Source organism: Arsukibacterium sp. (assembly GCF_033722355.1).
In the GTDB taxonomy this organism is placed as follows: Bacteria; Pseudomonadota; Gammaproteobacteria; order Enterobacterales; family Alteromonadaceae; genus Alishewanella.
On the sequence record NZ_JAWVZF010000003.1, the window covers coordinates 1 to 20,587 of the forward strand.

At 50.9% G+C, this 20,587-nt stretch carries 19 protein-coding genes; 3 read left to right on the forward strand and 16 right to left on the reverse strand.

All coding sequences use genetic code 11. The annotated features are described in order from the left end of the window. From pckA to nudE, 3 genes are all read right to left on the reverse strand, one after another. The coding region (gene pckA / locus R3177_RS00600; RefSeq protein WP_318969101.1) for a phosphoenolpyruvate carboxykinase (ATP) at nt 1-1,593 on the reverse strand (1,593 nt) is incomplete at its 3' end. 214 nt (nt 1,594-1,807) lie between these two features. Next, on the reverse strand, nt 1,808-2,638 hold the full coding sequence (cysQ, locus tag R3177_RS00605) for a 3'(2'),5'-bisphosphate nucleotidase CysQ (protein WP_318969102.1): 831 nt from the start codon (nt 2,636-2,638) through the stop codon (nt 1,808-1,810). Beyond that, complete coding sequence (gene nudE / locus R3177_RS00610) at nt 2,616-3,203, reverse strand: ADP compounds hydrolase NudE (protein WP_318969103.1); 588 nt, start codon at nt 3,201-3,203, stop codon at nt 2,616-2,618. Before nudE ends, cysQ begins: the two co-directional genes overlap by 23 nt. Nucleotides 3,204-3,262: 59 nt before the next feature. Here nudE and yrfG point away from each other — a divergent pair, with 59 nt between their 5' ends. Further along, nucleotides 3,263-3,952 carry a GMP/IMP nucleotidase gene (gene yrfG, locus R3177_RS00615; protein ID WP_318969104.1) on the forward strand — a complete coding sequence of 230 codons (690 nt, stop codon included), beginning with the start codon at nt 3,263-3,265 and terminating at the stop codon, nt 3,950-3,952. A 15-nt stretch (nt 3,953-3,967) separates the two neighbouring features. Here yrfG and R3177_RS00620 read toward each other — a convergent pair whose 3' ends face one another. The 12 genes from R3177_RS00620 to gspC all read right to left on the reverse strand — a co-directional run bounded on the left by R3177_RS00620 (nt 3,968) and on the right by gspC (nt 15,282). Continuing rightward, on the reverse strand, nt 3,968-4,711 hold the full coding sequence (locus R3177_RS00620; RefSeq protein WP_318969105.1) for a type II secretion system protein N: 744 nt from the start codon (nt 4,709-4,711) through the stop codon (nt 3,968-3,970). A 1-nt stretch (nt 4,712) separates the two neighbouring features. Next, complete coding sequence (gene gspM / locus R3177_RS00625; protein ID WP_318969106.1) at nt 4,713-5,183, reverse strand: type II secretion system protein GspM; 471 nt, start codon at nt 5,181-5,183, stop codon at nt 4,713-4,715. After that, nucleotides 5,180-6,370: a type II secretion system protein GspL gene (gene gspL / locus R3177_RS00630; RefSeq protein ID WP_318969107.1), complete on the reverse strand. Its 1,191-nt coding sequence runs from the start codon at nt 6,368-6,370 to the stop codon at nt 5,180-5,182. Before gspL ends, gspM begins: the two co-directional genes overlap by 4 nt. After that, nucleotides 6,367-7,353 carry a type II secretion system minor pseudopilin GspK gene (gspK, locus tag R3177_RS00635; protein WP_318969108.1) on the reverse strand — a complete coding sequence of 329 codons (987 nt, stop codon included), beginning with the start codon at nt 7,351-7,353 and terminating at the stop codon, nt 6,367-6,369. Before gspK ends, gspL begins: the two co-directional genes overlap by 4 nt. Then, a complete protein-coding gene (gene gspJ / locus R3177_RS00640; RefSeq protein ID WP_318969109.1) occupies nt 7,353-8,081 on the reverse strand; it encodes a type II secretion system minor pseudopilin GspJ in 729 nt (242 codons plus the stop codon). The genes gspK and gspJ overlap by 1 nt, the downstream gene beginning before the upstream one ends. Further along, nucleotides 8,074-8,442 (reverse strand): type II secretion system minor pseudopilin GspI, encoded by a 369-nt coding sequence (gspI, locus tag R3177_RS00645; RefSeq protein WP_318969110.1) that lies wholly within the window; start codon nt 8,440-8,442, stop codon nt 8,074-8,076. Before gspI ends, gspJ begins: the two co-directional genes overlap by 8 nt. After that, nucleotides 8,442-9,023: a type II secretion system minor pseudopilin GspH gene (gene gspH, locus R3177_RS00650; RefSeq protein WP_318969111.1), complete on the reverse strand. Its 582-nt coding sequence runs from the start codon at nt 9,021-9,023 to the stop codon at nt 8,442-8,444. The genes gspI and gspH overlap by 1 nt, the downstream gene beginning before the upstream one ends. Next, nucleotides 9,023-9,466 carry a type II secretion system major pseudopilin GspG gene (gene gspG / locus R3177_RS00655; RefSeq protein ID WP_318969112.1) on the reverse strand — a complete coding sequence of 148 codons (444 nt, stop codon included), beginning with the start codon at nt 9,464-9,466 and terminating at the stop codon, nt 9,023-9,025. The genes gspH and gspG overlap by 1 nt, the downstream gene beginning before the upstream one ends. A 1-nt stretch (nt 9,467) precedes the next feature. After that, nucleotides 9,468-10,688 (reverse strand): type II secretion system inner membrane protein GspF, encoded by a 1,221-nt coding sequence (gspF, locus tag R3177_RS00660; protein ID WP_318969113.1) that lies wholly within the window; start codon nt 10,686-10,688, stop codon nt 9,468-9,470. After that, the gene (gene gspE / locus R3177_RS00665) at nt 10,688-12,199 is read right to left on the reverse strand and encodes a type II secretion system ATPase GspE (RefSeq protein ID WP_318969114.1); all 1,512 of its coding nucleotides are present in this window, start codon (nt 12,197-12,199) and stop codon (nt 10,688-10,690) included. Before gspE ends, gspF begins: the two co-directional genes overlap by 1 nt. Then, on the reverse strand, nt 12,199-14,253 hold the full coding sequence (gene gspD / locus R3177_RS00670) for a type II secretion system secretin GspD (protein ID WP_318969115.1): 2,055 nt from the start codon (nt 14,251-14,253) through the stop codon (nt 12,199-12,201). Before gspD ends, gspE begins: the two co-directional genes overlap by 1 nt. 93 nt (nt 14,254-14,346) lie before the next feature. After that, complete coding sequence (gene gspC, locus R3177_RS00675; RefSeq protein ID WP_318969116.1) at nt 14,347-15,282, reverse strand: type II secretion system protein GspC; 936 nt, start codon at nt 15,280-15,282, stop codon at nt 14,347-14,349. 168 nt (nt 15,283-15,450) lie between these two features. Here gspC and hslR point away from each other — a divergent pair, with 168 nt between their 5' ends. Next, entirely contained in the window at nt 15,451-15,861 is a 411-nt protein-coding gene (gene hslR, locus R3177_RS00680) for a ribosome-associated heat shock protein Hsp15 (RefSeq protein WP_318969117.1), read from the forward strand. 10 nt (nt 15,862-15,871) lie between these two features. After that, nucleotides 15,872-16,717 carry an Hsp33 family molecular chaperone HslO gene (hslO, locus tag R3177_RS00685; protein ID WP_318969118.1) on the forward strand — a complete coding sequence of 282 codons (846 nt, stop codon included), beginning with the start codon at nt 15,872-15,874 and terminating at the stop codon, nt 16,715-16,717. A 56-nt stretch (nt 16,718-16,773) separates the two neighbouring features. Here hslO and R3177_RS00690 read toward each other — a convergent pair whose 3' ends face one another. Further along, entirely contained in the window at nt 16,774-20,517 is a 3,744-nt protein-coding gene (locus R3177_RS00690) for a S8 family serine peptidase (protein WP_318969119.1), read from the reverse strand. Nucleotides 20,518-20,587: the final 70 nt, after the last annotated feature.

Genomic DNA, 20,587 nt, shown 5'->3' on the forward strand with positions numbered 1-20,587 from the left:
CTGCGGGCCGGCGGCAACCAGGGCCTTGCCCTCAGCATTGTCAGTAAACTTAGCAAAGTTATCGACAAATCGCTTGGCCAGATCTTTTGCCTTTTTATCCCAGTCTGCCGGGTCAGGGTAAGTCGCCCGCGGATCCAGAATACCATCTTCCACGCCATGCAGATGCTTCGGCATTGCCAGATTAAAATACGGCAGTTGTACAAACTCGGCATTTTCAATGCTGCCATCTAGAATGGCGTCGATTATAGCGCGGGTAGCTTTAATCGAGATCCGCTTACCAGTGCCGTTCCAGCCGGTATTCACCAGATAGGCTTCTGCACCCGCTGCAGCCATTCGCTTGCCCAGTACTTCTGCATATTGAGTCGGGTGCAGGCTTAAAAAGGCCGCACCAAAACAACTGGAAAACGTTGGGGTAGGCTCGGTAATACCACGTTCTGTTCCCGCCAGCTTGGCAGTAAAGCCTGATAAAAAGTGATACTTAGCCTGCTCGTCAGTCAGTTTTGAGACCGGTGGTAATACACCAAAGGCATCAGCGGTTAAGAAAATGACTTTTTTAGCATGGCCGGCTTTGGATACCGGGGTAACGATATTATCGATATGATAAATCGGGTAAGACACCCTGGTATTCTCGGTTTTAGAACCATCGTCAAAATCGATAGTGCCATCAGCTGCAACACTGACGTTTTCCAGCAGCGCATCACGGCGGATAGCATGGTAAATATCCGGCTCGTTTTCTTCTGATAAATTGATGGTCTTGGCGTAGCAGCCGCCCTCAAAGTTGAATACCCCGTCATCGTCCCAGCCGTGTTCGTCATCACCAATCAGCTGGCGCTTTGGATCGGTCGACAGGGTTGTTTTACCGGTACCTGACAAGCCAAAGAATACGGCAACATCGCCATCTTTACCGACGTTGGCCGAGCAGTGCATAGACGCGATGCCTTTTAATGGCAAAAAGTAGTTCATCATTGAGAACATACCTTTTTTCATCTCGCCGCCGTACCAGGTGCCACCAATCAGCTGCATCCGTTCTGTCAGGTTAAAGGCAACGAAATTTTCAGAGTTTAAGCCCTGCTGCTGCCAGTTCGGGTTAGTGCACTTGGCACCGTTCATCACGATAAAATCTGGCTGGTAGCTTTTCAGCTCTTCATCAGTCGGCCGGATAAACATGTTTTTGACGAAGTGTGCCTGCCAGGCCACTTCAGTAATAAAGCGAACGGCTAAACGGGTATCAGCATTGGCGCCACAGTAAGTATCAACCACAAACAGACGTTTGCCTGATAACTGCTTAGTGACCAGGGATTTTAGTTCAGTCCAGACTTGTGTGCTGATGGCTTTATTGTCATTTTTGCCCTGATCAGACCACCAGACGGTATCACGGGTAGTGTCATCACGAACAATATATTTATCTTTCGGGGAGCGGCCGGTAAAAATACCGGTATCTACTGAAACCGCGCCCAGCTTGGTCAGTTTGCCTTGTTCATAACCTTGCAGATCGCTACGGGTTTCTTCCGCAAACAATAAGTCATATGACGGGTTATAAACGATTTCCGTGACATCTGTAATGCCGTATTGGCCCAGATCCAGATCGGACATGATGTAACTCCTAAGGGTACTGTAGGTAAGGGTGCAGTCTCTAGCGGACTTATTATTTATGTTATTTTTTGGGCAACAGCCTGGTTTTTGCCCAAAAAATACCCGTGCATCTTAGCGTTTTCAGCAGAAAAAAGATAGTTGAGAATGGCGCTAAAACCACACTAAACCGCGTGTTATCTGGCCTATAGCACAGTTATGCAGAAAAAACGCTTGGTTATGAAACCAGAGGGCGGGTAGTCGGTTTGGCCTGAATGAGCTCCCGCCATGGCAGTTCTGCCTGACCTATCACCATAAAATCGGGATTGGCCAGGGTTTCGCGCTGATTATAGCTAAGGGGGGCAAACTGACTGTCAAGGATTTTGCCGCCCGCTTCTTCGACAATAATGTGCACAGCGCCGGTATCCCATTCGCCGGTCGGCCCAAGCCGCAGATAACAGTCTGCTTTGCCTTCTGCAACCAGACAGCTCTTCAGGGAACAACTGCCAAGTGGAATATACTCGACCGACTGCCGCTTGCTCAGTAGCGATATGATAGGTTGTAACGGCTGGCGGCGGCTTACAGCAATTCTGAGCACTTCACCCTGCTGATGCTGATGCACCTGCATCCGGTTAATAATATTACGCTGCTGTTTAAATGAGCCATGGCCCCGGCTGGCATAGTAAAGAATATCTTCTTTTGGCCAGTAGATAACCCCCAGTGCTGGCCAGCCATGTTCTACCAGCGCAATACTTACGGCGAAATCACCACTGCGGGCGACAAATTCCTGAGTGCCATCCATTGGGTCGATTAGCCAATAACGCGGCCAGTGCTGGCGCTGTGCCAACGGTAATAAGGTGGTTTCTTCTGAAATAACAGGAATATCCGGCGTTAAATCTGACAAACGGGCAATGATTAAGGCATTGGCTTCAAGATCTGCCGTGGTCACCGGGCTGGTATCGGCTTTTTGTCCGGCTACAAAGTCACCGCTTTGATACAGCTGCCATAAATGCTGGCCGGCTTCACGGGCGGTCTGTTTTACACTCTCAAGCAGTTTGCTTAAAAACATCCGGATTTGCTTCCAGGTATTGCTGTGCCAGTAACAGGGCGGCAACGCTCCGAGCTTCGGTAAAATCAACCTGTTGTAATAACAGATCACTGTCTTGGCGCGCCCAGCTGATAAGTTCCAGCGGTTCAGGTTCATCACCCAGCTGTTGCTCAGGATATAAATCGAACGCCATAACTATATGCATTGTAGCATTAAAATATCCCGGTGCGAGCGCCAGTGACTTCAGCGGTACAAAGCGGCCGGCGCCAAAACCGATTTCTTCTTTTAATTCGCGGTTCGCTGCTGCCAGCACGTCTTCGCCAGGATCAATAAGCCCTTTGGGAAACCCCAGCTGATAATCATGGGTACCGGCACTGTATTCCCGGATCAGATAAAAATGATCAGGGTCGGGGCATGCCACTATCATGACCGCGCCGCGGCCTGAGCCCCGCATCCGCTCATACACCCGCTCTGCGCCATTGCTGAAACGCAGTTGCAACTGCTCGATTTTAAACAACCTGCTTTGCGCCACGATTTCCTGCGCCAGAATTTCCGGTACCTGTTTAGTCGTATGGCGCTGCGTCATCACTTGCCCTCTGTTACAATCTGCTGTGGCTACTATAAAACGAAAGGCAGGAAAAACCTATGCTGGACTGGGCAGAAATTGACACCGTATTACTGGATATGGATGGCACTTTGCTGGATTTGCACTTTGACAATCATTTCTGGCTGGAGCATTTACCGCTGCGCTGGTCTGAAATCAGCGGTATTACCCTGGCTGATGCCAAAGCTCAGTTGCAGAGTGAATATGCTGAATTAACGGGCAAAATACAATGGTATTGTCTTGATTACTGGGGCAAACGGTTACAATTGCCTATTACTGAACTAAAACGTGAAGTCATGGATAAAATTCAGATGCGTCCCGATGTGCCGGCATTTTTAACTGCTCTGAAACAATCCGGCCGCAATATTGTGTTAGTGACGAATGCGCACCCCGACAGCTTGTCGCTAAAACTTGAACGCACCGATTTAGCAAAATATATCGACAATCTTATTTCCACCCATGAATTTGGGGTAACCAAAGAAAGCTGGGCATTGTGGCAAAAGCTGCAACAACGGCTTGGTTTTGACAATGACACCACGTTATTTGTCGACGACAGCCTGCCCATTCTGACCGCCGCTAAACACTTTGGCATTAAGCATTTACTGGCTGTGGCAAACCCAGACAGCCGGCAGCAAACCAGAACTATTAGTGAGTTTCCGGCAATAACTGACTACACGCCGTTATTGCCGGATATTCTGGCCCATTCCAAATTAAAGACAGAGGCAAGGTAAACGCTGCTACCGGCGCTAAAATCTGATGGTATAGCGACCTTGTTCATCGGGTCGGCCGACAAACTGCATCGCCTGATGGACTTCCTGTGGCAGACTGGCTTCCGGCTTCAGGGTGCCATTTACGGTCAGGCGGTTGTTTTCGACAGCTGCTGTTACCGCCAGACCCAGACTGTTATTGCCATCGGTTATCACAACCGGGCTGCCGTCCTGACAGCGTAAGTCAGCAACAATACTGTTTAGTTCCAGCCAGGTTCCGGTTGGCGGCTGCAGCCTGGCATCCAGCCAGCTGGCATTCCCCTCAAGGCTCTTGCACCAGGGTTCGCCCTGCTGGAATTGCTGCACCTCAACCATCAGCTCACCTGTTGCAACGACCGGTAACGGTAATTTTATCAGTGGTAACAACTGACTGACCGGTAACCGCACCAGTGCCTGCTGCATTTCAAGGCCACTGAAACTGTAAGCTATGCGGGCGGTAATATAGGGTTGTTCCCGTTCGCCAATGCTACCTGCAGTCAGGCTGACTTGCGGAGCAAGACGCAATAACGACCAGCCATTAAACTGCCAGCGTAATTGCTGAAATTGTAATCCCTGATACTGAACAACCGTTGCTGAACCCTGCCAGATGGTGCCCTGCACCTGGCCAACCTGAATATTCCCCGGCAGACCTAACCAATACACAAACCAGGCGGCAGGTACCAAGTACACTACAAAGCACAGATAAGTCAGTACGCCAACCAGAGTTAATTTCCAATACTTCATACTATTCAATTACCATTCGTCTTACCCGGACCATGCCACTTTGATCGGTATTGGCAACATCCAGACTAACCAGTTTTACGCCGTGTGTTGTTTGCAGCTGAGCAAGCCAGCGCAATAACTGTTCAAAGGGCAGGTCCTCCAGCACCAGTTGCAACTGATTATTTTGTGGCTGCATCCGGCTTACCCGGATGTTGTAGGTGCGGGAGCTGTTACTTACAATTTGCGCCAGACTTCCTCCTACCCGTTCCTGACTGGCTGCCGCCTGCTGGATCTGGGGTAGCGCTTGCTGTAATTTTGCCAGCTGGAGCTGAGCTTGTTGTAATGCCGCCCGCTTGCTGGTGTAGCCCTGCTGCAATGGCTGCCAGACAAACCAGTACAGCGCGCCAACGGCGAGCGCCAGGGCCGCTAAGCTCACCAGCCGCTGCTCACGGTTTGCCAGACTGCCCCACCAGTTGTGAATTTGCTGCTTCATGCCCTACTCCGCATTACAACAGTGCCTTGTACCCGGGCACCATCATTACTCAGTGCACCCTGCTCTATCAGATAGCCGGCACTTTCCAGTGCGGTTTTTAACCGCTCGAAATTCTGAAAGCCTCCGGCATTGGCAGAGAACCTCAGCTCAGTACGCTCCGCATCGAAGCGTAAACTATCAATATTAATGTCGCCGACTTCGGCCAGCTGACGCTGCAGCGCGGTTAATAATGTCAGGAAATTAGCAGACTCGTTACCCATTCCCACCATTGCCAGCTTTTGTTCAACCTGGCGTGACAGATTGACCACGGTTTCACCGGGAAAAGCCTGCTGATACCGGGCAAGACTTTGTTGCTGCACCTGCGTTAACTGTTTATCTAATTGCCAGATAGCAAAGCCCTGGACCAGCAGATAGACACCAAAACACAAAGCAGCCAGAGCTGCAGTACTGCGCCATTGCTGCCAGTATTTATTGGTCTGGCGTTTAGGCGCATAAGGCCCTTGCAGCAAGGTAAAGTCGACCTGTTGCAGTTGTCTGGCAAGCAAAGCCAGCGGCAGCTCAGGTTCCATATTTTGCTGAGATTGCATAATATCAGCCGGCCATGGGCTGTAGCTGGCAATATTTGGCAGAGCAGCCAATGCCAGATATTGCGGCCACCAGCTGCTATCTACAGCACTGGCCTGCCAGGGACCTTGCTTAATCAGCCACTGGCCATTCAACTCAATGCAGGCTGGCTGTGGGCTATCTGGCAGCAGTAAGGCATCCGGTAGCATTTTTACTACTTTAAAACCTGCCTGCTGCAACCAGCTTAGCCAGTCGTCCATCCGGGTCCGTTTTACAACGGCTACCTGCTGCTGATACTGACCTTCCTGCTGCGTCAGCTCCCCCAGTGCCAGCCACAGCTGATCAATATCTTCAGCCTGTTCGTCTTCCAGCATGTAAGGTAATGCCTGCAGAATTTGCCGGGTGGGTCGGGTAGGCAGATTAACCTGTTTTAATACCACGTCAGAAGCCGGAACCAACGCGACAACAGGCCGGTTACCCAGCCGCTGAGCCAGCTCTGGCAGCTCGTCTGCATTGGCTATTTCACCTGACGCTATTATTTCATTATTATGGCTCTGCCAAACCAGCCAGCTGACGGTGTCGCCAGCCCGGCTTCCCAGCCTGATAATTAACTGTTCACTCACCCCTGGCCTCCAAATCGCCGGGCCAATACCCTGACTGTATTCTCATCATCTACTCTTAGCACTGACGTTAGCACGAAACCCGTTTCCAGATAAGATGTGGTTGCGACTAACTGAAAGTAACTGGACTTTATCGTTAATAACGCTTTAACGTCATCTGCCACCTCTACCCCCGCTAATTGTGGTAAGGCCAGTAATTCATCGACACTGCTAAAGCCTTCTTCCGGCCGGTCAGCGATCATATCTGCGGCGTCGGCCTCAGTGAGTTCCGGTACCAGCATTGCCAGTAACACGGCCGTTTGCTCGGTCAGAGTATTAATATTGAGCTGCAACTGATTATTTTCCGGGATCACACAGATGTAAGGTAACAGCAGTTGAATATCCGCCGGCGTAATGTCCAGTATCTGTCTGAGTTCACTGACCGATACCATTAACGAGTTAGCGCTGTAGTAGGGAAACGGTAATGAAGCATAATCATCTTCCTCAGCACTGCCCGCGGTACTGAGTAAACTATCCTCATCCAGCCAGTCATGCACTCGTGCTGCCAGATACTCTGCAGGCATGGATAGCTCAGTGGCGGCCAGTTCCAGTAAACGCTGAAAACTGCGCTGCGCTGCCGTCGGTTCAATCCGGCCGGACGCGCCACGCTGGCCTGCCTGCTGTAAGGCATTTAAATTAAAACAGGCCTGCAGATCGGTGATCTCGCCGGCAATATTGCCATCAGTAACCGGGAAGCTGGCACCGCTTTGCGCCCAGTCCTGGCCCAGATGAACGGTCTGCTCACCGCTGAGGCTGCGGCTGAGCAAAACCCTTGCAAAATGCTCAGCGCCCATCGCATACCAGAATGCCTGCTGTTGCTGCTGCAGATTCTGCTGACGTTGCAGCTGCAGTTGCAGGCGGCCGGTCATATTCACCGCAATCACCACCACTATCGCGACAATCATTAATACGGTAATTAGTGCCGCGCCACGTTCGGATTTTAACATCAGCGCAGCCCCCGCCGCTGATCATCAGGCTGAACGGGGTTATTACTGTTACCCGGCGTTTCACGGTTGTTGTTTTGCCGGTCCCGACCGGCCGGATCTGCATCAGGGTCAGTGCTGTTACGTTGCACCACCAACCCTGCCGGCAAGCTGAAGATACGCTCTATTTCACCAAGATAGTCATGGGTGAGCGTGACCTTCACCGCTTTTGGCATGACGCTGTCCTGCCATTTTTCCAGCCACTGCTCTCCCTGCAGATACCGCACCTCAAACGCGGTTAAATCATGCTGCAATATTTGCGAAAGCGGCTCACTGCCGGCTACCGCATCAGGATAGAGGCTGAACAGGCGGAGCAAGTTACCTTCTTCTAACCGGTATGCAACCAGCTGTACCTCGCCACGAGGCAATATGTGTCCAGGATTACGCCAGCCCTGCCGGGTGAAACTGAGGCCATGATCTTCACTATCCAGTAAATACTGCTCTCCGTACAGCCGGTACTTCACCGGTGCTTCGCCATCCAGGCGGACGTGCCGGGCGCTGATTTGCATAAAATCCCGCTCCAGCATCAACATCGTGCGTTGTAACTGCTGAATTCTGGCTGTTGCCTGCTGTGACAGCTCGTCGCTGTTGGTGACACTGGTCAACACCGCAACAGACGCCAGGCCGACCATGGCAAATATCGCGGTGGCCAGCAACATTTCAATAAAGGTAAAACCATGTTGTTTAACCACTGGGCTTGCCTATAAATGTTGTCAGTTGCAGCAGTATGTCATCAGGCTGCTCTGCCAGACTGACACTGACCACCAGCTGACGCAAATCGGCATCCGGCACTGTCGTTGCCTGCTGTCGCCACAGCCATTGCCGGTTTGCCATTTCCACCTCGCCCTGTAATATTTCCTTCGGCGGCCAAACAGGCTCAAGCATAGCCAGTTGCAGCTGATTATTAGCGACATAACCGGCTATCGTCATTTCTTCTATCTGACTGAGCGCCCGGATATGCCCCGCACTCGCCTGCATAATTGCTAAACCAGCCGTGGCAAAGATGGCCATGGCAACCAGCAGCTCTAACAAAGTAAAACCGCGGCTATTCATCAGCGTACCGTTATCACGTCAGAGCGGTTAAGCGGAATGGTAAAATCTGTGCCAACGGTCTGGCTTACCTTGTCAGGACCGTCTCCCAGTTGGAAACTCAGCCGGAACGGGCTGATTTCACCTGAAGATAACATAAATACCTGAGGTAGCACCGGCGGTTGCTCGCTGTCAGCAACCTCGTCATCATCCTGCCAGTTCAACTGGCTTAACAGGCTCAGTTCTGCGCCTGGTAAGCCTTCCAGCTCCAGCTGCAGCTGAATATCGTCAGCCAGCTTGTACTCAGTAGCGGCCTTAATCTGTTCAGCCAATTGCCATTTTTCACCATCAAAATAGACGAATTGATAGCTGCCCGGGTTAAGTACCAGGCCCCATTCCTGCTGCTTTAGCATCGCGGTTTCTGCAATAAACTGAAAAACCTGCTGAAAGCGTTCTGTCTCTTTATTCAGTCGCTGTTCTGGCGAATCCCCGCTGAAGTTCAGCACCACCGTTGTCGCCAGAAGACCGATTAACAACAAAACCAGCATCACCTCCAGCAGGGTAAAGCCAGTCTGGCGCAAGCGGCCTGACAAGGTAGTTATCATTAGTTATTGCTGCTGTCTGCCGCGTCCAGGTTCCAGTTACCAATGTCATCATCAGTACCTGCCACCCGGTCCGGGCCCTTGCTGTAGACATCAATCCGGCCCAGCTGCCCCGGGCTCACCAGAATATAGTCTTCGTTCCACGGATCTTTGGGTAATCTGCGGATAAAACCGCCCTCAGGAAAAGAGCGCGGTGCCGGTTGGGAGGTCGCTGCAGTCACCAAGGACTCAAGTCCCTGCTCAGTAGTGGGATAAAAACCGTTACGCAGCCGGTACATGTCCAGCGCACTTTCCAGCTGCTGAATATCTACCACCACCTTCTGGCGGGCAGCCTGCTCCTGATTACCCATTAAATTCGGCACTACCATACTGGCGATAATACCCAGAATAACGATAACCACCATTACCTCGAGCAAGGTAAAACCTTTTTGTATCTGCCTTAACATCTTATCCACCTACCATATTATTTAACGCTAAAATGGGTTGTAATATTGCCATGACAATAAATAACACCATACCTGCCATTACTGAGACCAATACCGGTTCAAATACCTTTAATGATACCGTTACTAACGTCTCAAACTCTTTGTCCTGAGCATTCGCTGCCCGCTCCAGCATGCTGTCGAGCTGGCCACTTTTTTCGCCACTGGCAATCATATGCAACATCATCGGCGGGAACATTTTGGTTTGCTCGAGCGCGTTTCTAAGTGAGGTTCCTTCGCGGACCCGCCCGGTTGCTTCAGCAACCGCTTCTTTCATATAGCTGTTACCGAGCACATCGGCACTTATCCGCATTGCTTCAAGCAGCGGTACAGAGCTGGCATTCAGAATACTCAGGGTGCGGGCAAACCGGGCTGTATTAAGGCCACGGCTTACTTTGCCAAACAAACCCAGCTGCAGGGTGAACCGATCCCAGCGATATTTCAGTTCTGGCTTGCGCAACGCCCGCTGCCAGAACACGGCTGCCAGCATAATAGCCAGCAATAATAAAATACCGTAGCTGCGAATAAAATCACTGGCAGCAATCAGAAATAACGTGGTACCCGGTAAAGACTGGCCCATATGTTCAAACTGGCCAACTATTTTAGGTACTACTGCCGCCAGCAGAATGCTAATCACCAGCACCGCGAAGCAGGTTAAAATGATCGGATACAACAGCGCCTGCAGGATCTGGCTGCGCATGTACTGGCGTTGCTCGGTATAATCAGCCAACCGGTTAAGCACCTGCTCCAGATGGCCCGACTTTTCGCCGGCTGCCACCATTGAGCGGAATAAATGGTCAAATACATGAGGAAACTCTGCCAGGCCTTCTGCTAACGTGTAACCTTCGACGACTTTGGAGCGCACGGCCATCATCATGTTCTGCAAACGCGGCTTTTCACACTGCTCTGCCACCGCCAGTAAGGCGCTTTCAATCGGTAGTGCGGCCTCAACCAGTGTTGCCAGCTGACGCGTTAACAAGGCTAATTCTGCAGCAGAAATCTTCCGGCTCAGCCACTTTCTGCCTGACGCAACCAGCTTTTCCTGTTGCGATGCCAGCTCAACACTCAGCGGCTGCAGTTTTTGTTCACGCAACATCTGCCTGGCATGGCGCGCGTTATCCGCTTCCAGCACGCCTTTATTTTTCTTACCGCGTAAATCCAGCGCCAGATATTCAAATGCGGCCATTACACATCCTCACGGGTAACCCGTAACACCTCTTCCAGTGTCGTTTCGCCTGCCAGAACTTTGCTGAAACCGTCTACCCGGATACTGGGACAATGAGCTCGGGCATACTTTTCTATCGACTGTTCACCCTTACCGTTATGGATCATCTCCCGGATGGTTTCATCCACCAGCAATAATTCGTGAATACCGGTACGGCCGCGGTACCCCGTGTAGTTGCAATGCTCGCACCCTTTGGCACGGAAGATCTGCTGTCCTTCTTTTTTGGTGATACCCAGCAGGTTCCGCTCTTCTTTGTCAGGTTCGTGTAACGCTTTACAGTGGCTGCACAGCGTGCGCACCAACCGCTGCGCCAGCACACCGAGTAAACTGGATGACAGTAGAAATGCCTCCACGCCCATATCCTCCAGCCGGGTAATTGCGCCGGCTGCAGTATTCGTGTGCAGGGTAGATAAAACCAGGTGACCGGTTAAACTGGCCTGGACAGCAATCTGAGCAGTTTCCAGATCGCGGATTTCACCCACCATCACAACATCCGGGTCCTGACGCAAAATAGCGCGCAGACCACGGGCGAACGTCATGCTGACTTTGGTATTCACCTGAGTCTGACCAATGCCTTCCAGTTCATACTCTATCGGGTCTTCCACCGTCAGAATATTCCGGTCTTTGGTATTAATTTCAGTCAGACCGGCATATAAAGTGGTACTTTTACCCGAGCCGGTCGGGCCGGTGACCAGAATGATGCCATGCGGTTTTAAAATCAGTCTGGAGAAGGCCTGTTGCACCGCTAACGTCATGCCTAAATCGGCCAGATTTAAATGTGAGTTATTTTTATCCAGTAACCGCAGTACTACCCGCTCACCATGACTTGATGGCATGGTTGACACCCGGACATCAACAGCCCGGCCGGCTATCCGCAAGCTGATACGGCCATCCTGCGGCACCCGTTTTTCAGCAATGTCCATTTTTGACATTACTTTAATCCGCGAGACCAGCAAACTGGACAAGCGCCGGTTGGGCCTGAGAACTTCCCGCAGCAGGCCATCAACCCTGAACCGGATAATCAGGGCTTTTTCGAAAGTTTCGATATGAATATCTGATGCGCCAAGCTTAATCGCTTCACCAAGCATGGCATTGATCAATTTGATAATAGGAGCGTCGTCTTCATTTTCCAGCAAATCTTCAGTTTCCGGAATATCGTCAGCCAAAGACGCCAGATTCACCTCGTTGCCAATATCTTCCATCAGCTGCTGTGCCTCAGAAGAATCACGCTGATAACTGGCTTCCAGCAGGGCTTCAAATTCTGTGGCCGATACCGGCGAAACGCTGAAACTCTCGGCCAGCAGCCGCCGGACTTCCAGTACCGACTCTGGCCGGGTGGCCGGTTGCACATAAAGCAGCCAGCCGTGCTGCTGCTGTTGCAGCAGCACACCATGACGTTTGGCAAAGCTAAATGGTAACCTAATCCGGTTACTAACAGGCTTAACGTCGTCTTCTGCTATCACGCCTGCCATTAGTCGCGGTTTCCGCTGACAGGCTGCTGCTCAGCCGCTGGTTGCTGTTGCTGCTGCTCCTGCATATAGCGCTCAAATGTGGGTGGTATTGCCAGTGATTCATCCCATTCTGGCAGTACCACCTGGTTGGTGTTTGGCATTAAGCGGATACCCTCTTCCTCACGCAGCAATTGCTCAGCACGGATATGATTATATTTCGCTTTTGAAATACCAGAGATGGCAGAGCCTTCCCTGACAATCGTGGCCTTAATAAAGACCATCAGATTGCGCTTTTGCTTGGTAACACTGGTTGATTTAAATAAATGTCCCAAAACAGGGATGTCGCCTAACAACGGTACTTTAGATTCACTTTCCTGCACGTCTTCATCAATTAACCCACCCAGCACTACCGTGGCACCGTCATCAGCTAACACCGTGGTTTTAATTTCCCGTTTGTTAATGGTGATATCAACCGCAGTAGCACCGCCAATGCTGGATACTTCCTGCTCAATCGTCAGCTGGACCGCATTACCTTCATTTATTTGTGGCGTGACTTTCAGTTTAATCCCCACCTCCTGACGCTGTACCGACTGAAAGGGATTGGTATTATTATCGCCGGTAGTTGAACCGGTAATTACCGGCACCTCCTGCCCGACCAGGAAAAACGCTTCCTGGTTATCCATAGTGGTAATATGCGGGGTTGCCAGTACATTTGAATTGGTACTGGTGCGCACCGCCTGCAAAATGGCAGCCCAGTCTCCCTGCACAAACCCCAGCATGGCACCGTTTAAGCCCTGCAGCGCTTGCGCTAACTTAGAATAATCACGATTGGAAGCGGGTGTTGTCTGAGTTACCGGCACGCCATCGACGATAGTCGTTGTAGTCGTACCTGGCGTGACTTGTGATGCCTGAACCGCACCGGCCGCCACGCTAATGATCGGAATAGTGTTGCCACCGGTAAAATTAGTGCCACCGCCATTGGCGTTAAGCCACTGGACACCGAAATCGGTGCCGTCACCTTCAAATACTTCAACAATAATGGCTTCGACCAGTACCTGAGCGCGGCGGATATCCAGCTGGCGGATAACATCTTCCAGCGATCGCATCATATCGGGCTGGGCAGTCACTACCAGTGAGTTGCTGTCAGCATGGGCCTCAATACTGATTTCCCTGCCGCTGCCGGCGCTTCGTCTGGCACCCTGAGCAGCCGCCGTACCTGCAGCGCCTTGTACTTCAGCGACGATAGACTCACTGACCCCTTTTAATACCGGTACTAATTCTTCTGCTTTGGCATATTTCAGGTAATGAACCCGGGTGTTACCGCTGGTCTGTAATTCGGCATCCAGCCGTTTGGCCAGTTCGATGACCCGCTTACGCGCTTGTAACTCGCCACTGACGATAACACTGTTCGTCCGCTCATCAGCGACAATTTTCGGGATCAGGAAATCAGGTTGTTCGGCCCGGCCCTGGCTTTTATAAATATTTTCCAGGATCCTGACAATTTCACCGGCCGAGGCAAATTCCAGTTTCAGAATTTCCAGTTCCTGGTCGCCCGCTTTATCTACCCGCCGGATAATATCAACTATCCGGTTCACGACAGCAGCCGGGCCCGTCATCATAATGACATTTGAAGGATCGTAGTTAACCACGTGGCCACCGCCAGCCTGATTGCTGAACTGGCGTAACAGCGGTGCCAGCTCCCGGACTGACACATTACGCACCTGAACAACCCGGGTGACCATTTCATCGCCGTAACCAGGATCCTCATCCCCCACTACCGGTATATTAGAGGTCTTAGCATCTTTATTACGAACGACTTTAAGGATCCCGCTTTCCATTTCAACAACAGCAAAGCCATAGACTTCCAGCACATTTAAAAAGAACTGGTAGTACTGCTCTTCGTTAAGCATCTCATAACTGCGAACATTAATCCGGCCACGGACCTGCGGGTCGACAATAATGGTCTTCTTCAGGTTCATACCGACGATATTAATAAACTCGTTGATATCAGTACCTTTAAAATTTGGTGAGTACTGCACCTGGTCTGTATCAGCCAGAACCGCAAAACTAAACACCGCGCCAGCCAGCAAACCGGCTAAAGCACGTCCTGAACCCCTGAGAAAACCACCTGATATCATGAGAAATTAACCAATTGTTATCTAATTATATTATTGCGACAGACTAAACAGAATATCTCTGACTTCGCCATCACGTTCTATTTTAATTGCCGCTTCTGTCGCGTCTCTGAGTTCATTAATCACCCGCATCGCCTGTTGCATATCATTCAGCGGTATACCATTAATTTCGACAGCCAAATCGTTTTGCTGCAGCCCCAGCTGATTAAATAATGCCGGGTCTTTTCCCGGCATTAACCGGTAGCCAATCAAATTGCCGTCCCGTGTCTGCGGAGACACCCGCACATAATCAAAAAACTTCATTGGCTCTGCCAGCAGCTCATCCCGGCTTACCGGTAATGTCGGCTCATCAAGGCTCGGCGCTTCTGCCTGCGGCAGTGCAACCAATTCATTTTCAAAAGCAGGCTCAGGGCTATCTTCACGCCCCAGACCGGCGTTAGCCTGAGCCATTTTGGTATATTCAATACCATCAAGCATCAGCGTTTCAAACCGGCCAGCCTGCTGAATTAATACCCGGTCAATTAATACCTGCTTTAATTCAGCATTCGTGCCCTCGATAGTATCGCCAACCGCGTAGGTCCCTTCAGTACCACGACTTTCAATAATAGCGCTGCCACTGGCGGGGTCTGGCCTGGCAACCACACCAGTCAGTTTTACATTCAGCTGGGTTTTCGGCGCTTCGGTTACGACAACAGCTGGCTGTGGCGGCTCGGCAGCCACTTTACCAAACAGCGGGAAACTTAATAATTGCTCAAGCGATGTTCCGGGTTGTCCGGTGGCCACAACAGCAGTTTGCTGTGACGGTGTCGGCTCAGGCAGCTGTGGTGCCGGTATCAACTGCCAGCTTAACCGCGCCAGTAACCAGGCAAGGATCAGCACCAGCGCCACGTTCAGTAACTTACGTAAAGCACTGACCGGCAACCGCTGACTATAACGATTAAAATCTTGCATCGACAAAGACAGATTCATTTCAGCTTTCTTATAAATAGTTCAGATTCATCTTACTCAGTTGTCGGCTTACCAACAAGAGCGGGCCGGTATTTTTACAACTTCATAACAGCAAAAACAATGCCGGTACTACGCTTCAGTAGTCGTTTGGCACTATAATACTTATTCAGTTCAGCTTACAGGATAAATATGACAACCACGCAAGCCAAATTACAGCAGAATGACAGCATCAGGCTGGATAAGTGGCTTTGGGCCTGCCGGTTTTACAAAACCCGCGCCCTTGCTAAAAGCATGATCGAAGGCGGCAAAGTACACTACAATGACCAGCGTTGCAAAGCAAGCCGTCAGGTCGAGATCGGCGCCACCATTAAGCTGGCACAAGGCAGCGATGAAAAAACGGTAGTAGTCATGGGGTTGTCAGAAAAACGACTGGCGGCGCCGCTGGCGCAGGCGCTTTATCAGGAAACAGCAGCCAGTACTGAACAACGACTGGCCCGGGCCGAGCTTCGTAAAACTAACAGCCTGTTTGCCCCGCACCCGGATACTAAACCGGATAAAAAAATGCGCCGGCAGTTATTACTTTTAAAATCCAAGCAGTAAGAGAGACCTTATGAACCCGGATAAGTTACACCGCTTTTTGTTCCAGCAAAAACATGTCAGAGGCGAGCTGGTGCAGGTTAAGGCCAGCCTGGACCAGATGTTACGAAACCACAATTACCCTTTACCGGTGAAACAGTTACTGGCCGAGCTTGTCGTCGCGACCAGTTTAATTACTGCGACCCTGAAATTTGATGGCGAGATCGCCGTACAGTTGCAGGGCGATGGCCCGGTTAAATTTGCCGCAGTAAATGGCGACAATCAGCAGAACTTCCGCGCAGTTGTGCGGCTACAGGCTGAATTAAGTGGCAGCAGTTTTCGGGAGCTAATAGGTGAAGGCTATCTGATTGTGACTATTACGCCCCGCCAGGGTGAGCGTTATCAGGGCATTATTCCGTTAGCAGGCGACACGCTGACCAGCACCCTTGAGAGCTACTTTGCCCAGTCGGAGCAATTGCCTACCCGCTTGTACATTTATACTGACATAGCGGCCAGCAACCGTGCTGCCGGCTTGATGCTGCAAGTGCTGCCAGTTGAACCGGATAAAGCCGCCAATGACTTTGCTGAGCTGGTGATCTTGGCCGACACAGTGACCGCAGATGAACTGTTATCCCTGCCTGCCGAACAAATGCTGTACCGGCTGTTTCACCAGGAGCAGGTTGAGCTGTTCCAGGCTCAGGATGTCAACTTTGTTTGCGGTTGCTCCCGGCAGAAATGTGAATCTGCCTTATACAGCCTGGGCAAAGAGGCGCTCAGTGAACATATTGCAGAAGGTAAACTTGAAATGACCTGCGAGTACTGTAACCAGCAATATCAGTTCAGCGCAGAAGAGCTGCAGCAAATTTGCAATCAGCTTTAATAAAGAAAGCCCCGCAGTTGCGGGGCTTTTTTCTGAGGTTATTTTCTCAGTACAACTTAGTTTGTTTTCGAACGACGACGCAGCAGCGCCAACGGCAGTAACAATAGAGCAAAGATGCCAAAGCTACCGCTTGAGCCTTTGTTAACCGTGACCTGAGCGTTGGCAGAACCCTGCATGCCAGAGCTGTCTGTTGCAGTAATGGTTACAGTGTGCGTTCTGATATCAGATTTCACTGCCATTCTGGCTAACTTAAGCTGGCCGTTCTCTACCTTAAACAGCGGGTTGTTGGTACTGACTGAAACCAGACTGGCATCTGCTTCAGTAATTGCGACCGACACATTGCCCAGCACCATGCCGGCGGCACTGCCAATTTCAAGCTGCTGTGTTGTTAAATTCACCGTTACCACCGGTTGTTCATCCGGTACGTTATTGACGTTAACCGTAACCGATACCGGGGCAGACATGCCGCCATTTGAATCCAGCACGGCGACTTCCATTTGGATCTCCGTCATGCCAGCTTCAAAATCCAGGACAGAGGAATTTGCGACGACCACAGAGCCATCATCCTGCACCACCACAGCGTCAGATGTGCTGGCCAATGTCACGAACTCCGTCACTGCGGTGCGGAAATCCACGGTTGCAGCTATCTGGCCGATCACAGTGCCGTTTGTGGCGTTTTCAGCAACACTGAGCTCCTGACCTGCATCAACAACGGGTTCAGCAATTGGTGCTGCATAGTTAGCGATAGCAACGGCTTCTGCCTGCGCTGACATCATCACATAGCTGCGGTTATCGCCGGCAGTGCGCATAATGTAGGCAGACTGGCCAGGTGCTAATACTTCGACAATGTTATCAACTTCGGCATCGTCGGTCGCACTAACACTTGCAGCCTCAGCAACATTCAGTTCATTCACTAAACTAATTTGCGGGGAAGCCTCCACCCTTACCGGCGAAGTCACCTGATCAGCGATAAAGTTAGCGTTCAGTGAGTAGCTGTTGCTATCGGTCCGGAACCGCGCCGTCACTGTGCGGCCCATATCAGCTGCGGTCAAACCAACGTCTTCAAAACATGACTCCAAGGTAACCTGCTTACCACCGGCAAAGTGATAAACATCGCCAAGTGCGCCAGATAATCTGCCAAAACGGGTATTAAAAGACACCATAACACCCGGGAACGCGCTGTACGTTGCACCTAAACGGGTTACCAATAAGGTATTCATGGTGTAATCCAGCACGCCATCATTGTTAATATCCAGGTCAAGCGCATAATTACCCTGTAACAGGTGATTTATCGGGCCATCCAGATGGAACGTTGGATAAAGCGCATAACCGGCATCACACCAGGATGCTGGCACAATGTCCATGGTAATGGCTCGGATATCATGCATGGGTTGTAATGCGCTGTTTGCAGCAGAGGTTGCTACCAGTGCCGAAGCAAATGGCTCAACATCAATCACACCGGTATTAGTCAGTTTAGTGGCGACTTCATCGTCAACCATTTCGCTACTTAATGCCAGTTTGCCAGCAGCTTTTGGTATCAGATGATATACCAGGTGCAAATCATGGTCAGCGTCAGTACTTGTGTCGTTAAAGACTAAGGCACCATCATACTCAGCCTGATCCAGCTTTTCTGCTGCCAGATAAGCTTGCCAGGTCAGGCCGTTTGCCAGTTCAAACTCTGGCAGATTGGCAGGGTTAACCGTTAACGTCACATCGAAATTGACTGTTTGACCAGGTTGTACGGTGATCGTTGCCGGATGCTGCCAGCTTAAAGCTGCTGTTGCGGTTTTTTCAGCGTAACGATCATTGATGGCTAAAGAATACGTTTTAGCTTGATTGCTGAAGTTTTTCAGGCTGACCGTTTTGGTGATGCTGCTAACTGCTGCCATGGTCTGCAGACCAAAGGATAGCGCTGCCTGGCGGGTATTATGCTCAGCATTATAAACCCAGGCAGCAACCGGGCTGTTAACGGCCTTTTCTACATCCACTAAACCAGCGCCAATCATGCTGATCGGTGCCAGTTCAGCATCAGGGTTTATTTCGATCGGATCACGATGCACTGTCAAATTAGCTGTATTCATCATCGTCGCTTTTATTTCAAAAGCATTTCGATCCGGCAGAGCACCGCGCACCAGGGCGGCAGCACCCGCTGTTATCGGGCCGGAAAATGATGTTCCTGTCGCTGGTGCAAGACCATCACCAGAACCAGCATCGGCAACCATAATTGCCACACCCGGGGCAGTAATTTCCGGTTTTAACAAGCCGTTCATTGACGGGCCGCGCGAGGTAAAGGTAGCTGCTGCCCCGGCGCCGGATTTGGCAACAGAGTTAATATCATAGCTGACAGCCATACCATCAAGCAGTTTGGCACGGATCGCATCACCAATTTCTTTGGTAATCATCACCGCAGGAATGGCAATCTCCGGGTTTGAACCACCAGCGACTATCGGCGCTTCACCCGGATTGCTGTTAGCAATAATGACAAAAGCTGCCCCACGGGCCTGGGCATTTAATACTTTTTGGGTAAAGGCACAGGCGCCACGCGACAGCAGCACTGCTTTACCGCTAAGGTCAGCATCTTCAGCCAATGGGTTACAGGCGGTGTACTCGCCGGGCACCAACACTAAAGGAGTATCAGCAGAATTAAAGGCAAAATCAAATGAAGGATTAAAGCCCGCAGCCACCATGGCGGTTTCTTCACCCTCAATCAACTGACTGCTGAAAGTGCCAACCAGAGAGGTAGGGTGGGTCATCGCACCAACTGACAACGCATTAGGCGTTGTACTTGGACCACCAACAATAAACGGTACATTGCCATCGTTGCCGGCGGATATCACCATATTAACGCCCAGTTCAACTGCACGCTGAATTAAAAACTGCGTACCTGACTGAGTCTGGGTAGAGCCAAAATCGCCACCTAATGACATATTAACAATATCGACCCGGTCAGCCATATTGCTGTCACCGTTAGGGTCCATTGACGCTTCCAGCGCTCTAATCTGGGCTAAACCTGTACAGTTAACCGGTGCGGGTGCACATACTTTATAACCATAAAAGTCGACATCCGGCGCGATACCATTCACTGAGTTGGCCACTGACGTGCCGTGGCCCTCATTCGCCGGGTCAATCGGGTTCGGTGTATTACCAATAAAGTTATAGCCGCCAATCACACTACCCTGTGGCCAGCTTACCTCACCGGTATTAGCCCGGGCCGCACTATAGGCCTCTGCAGTGCCGGCACCACCTAAAGCGGCATGGGTGTAGTCGATACCAGTGTCAAGAATGGCAACTCTTACACCTTCACCGGTTGCCTTGCCTGACTGAACAGTCTGCACGGCCTTAATATAGGCCGCACTGTCAGCCACATGCAATTCGCTGTCATAAATTGGTAAGACGGATTCAACAAGTGGATTGTGCTGTAACGCCTTTAACGCGTCGGCAGTGGCATTAACGACCAGGCCCGCAGCCAGGTTTTTAGTAGTAGTGAGAATTTCGGCATCAGTATCAAGCTGCATTAAAGCGGCGGTGACCTGCTGCTGAGCCTGCTCTGCCAGAGCAACATACTGTTGCGCCTGCTGCTGATCAAAACTGGTACCTGACAAAGCCGCACTCGCTGCAGGGGCTTTCAAAACAACAAACCAGGCGCTAGGCGTTTGTTCCTGTTCATTCAGACTTACGGTTACCTTGCCGACAACTTCATGGACACTTTGGCCAAAGCCTGCGCGATATTGTTCAAAACCCGCATGAGCCGTGCCTGATATCGCAAGGCTGACTGCGGTTGCCAGTAGGGCTTTATTCATGGTTCCCAAGGTTCACTCCTATTGTACTGCGTGTGTACTTTTATAATTTTTACAAAGCCTGGCGACAACA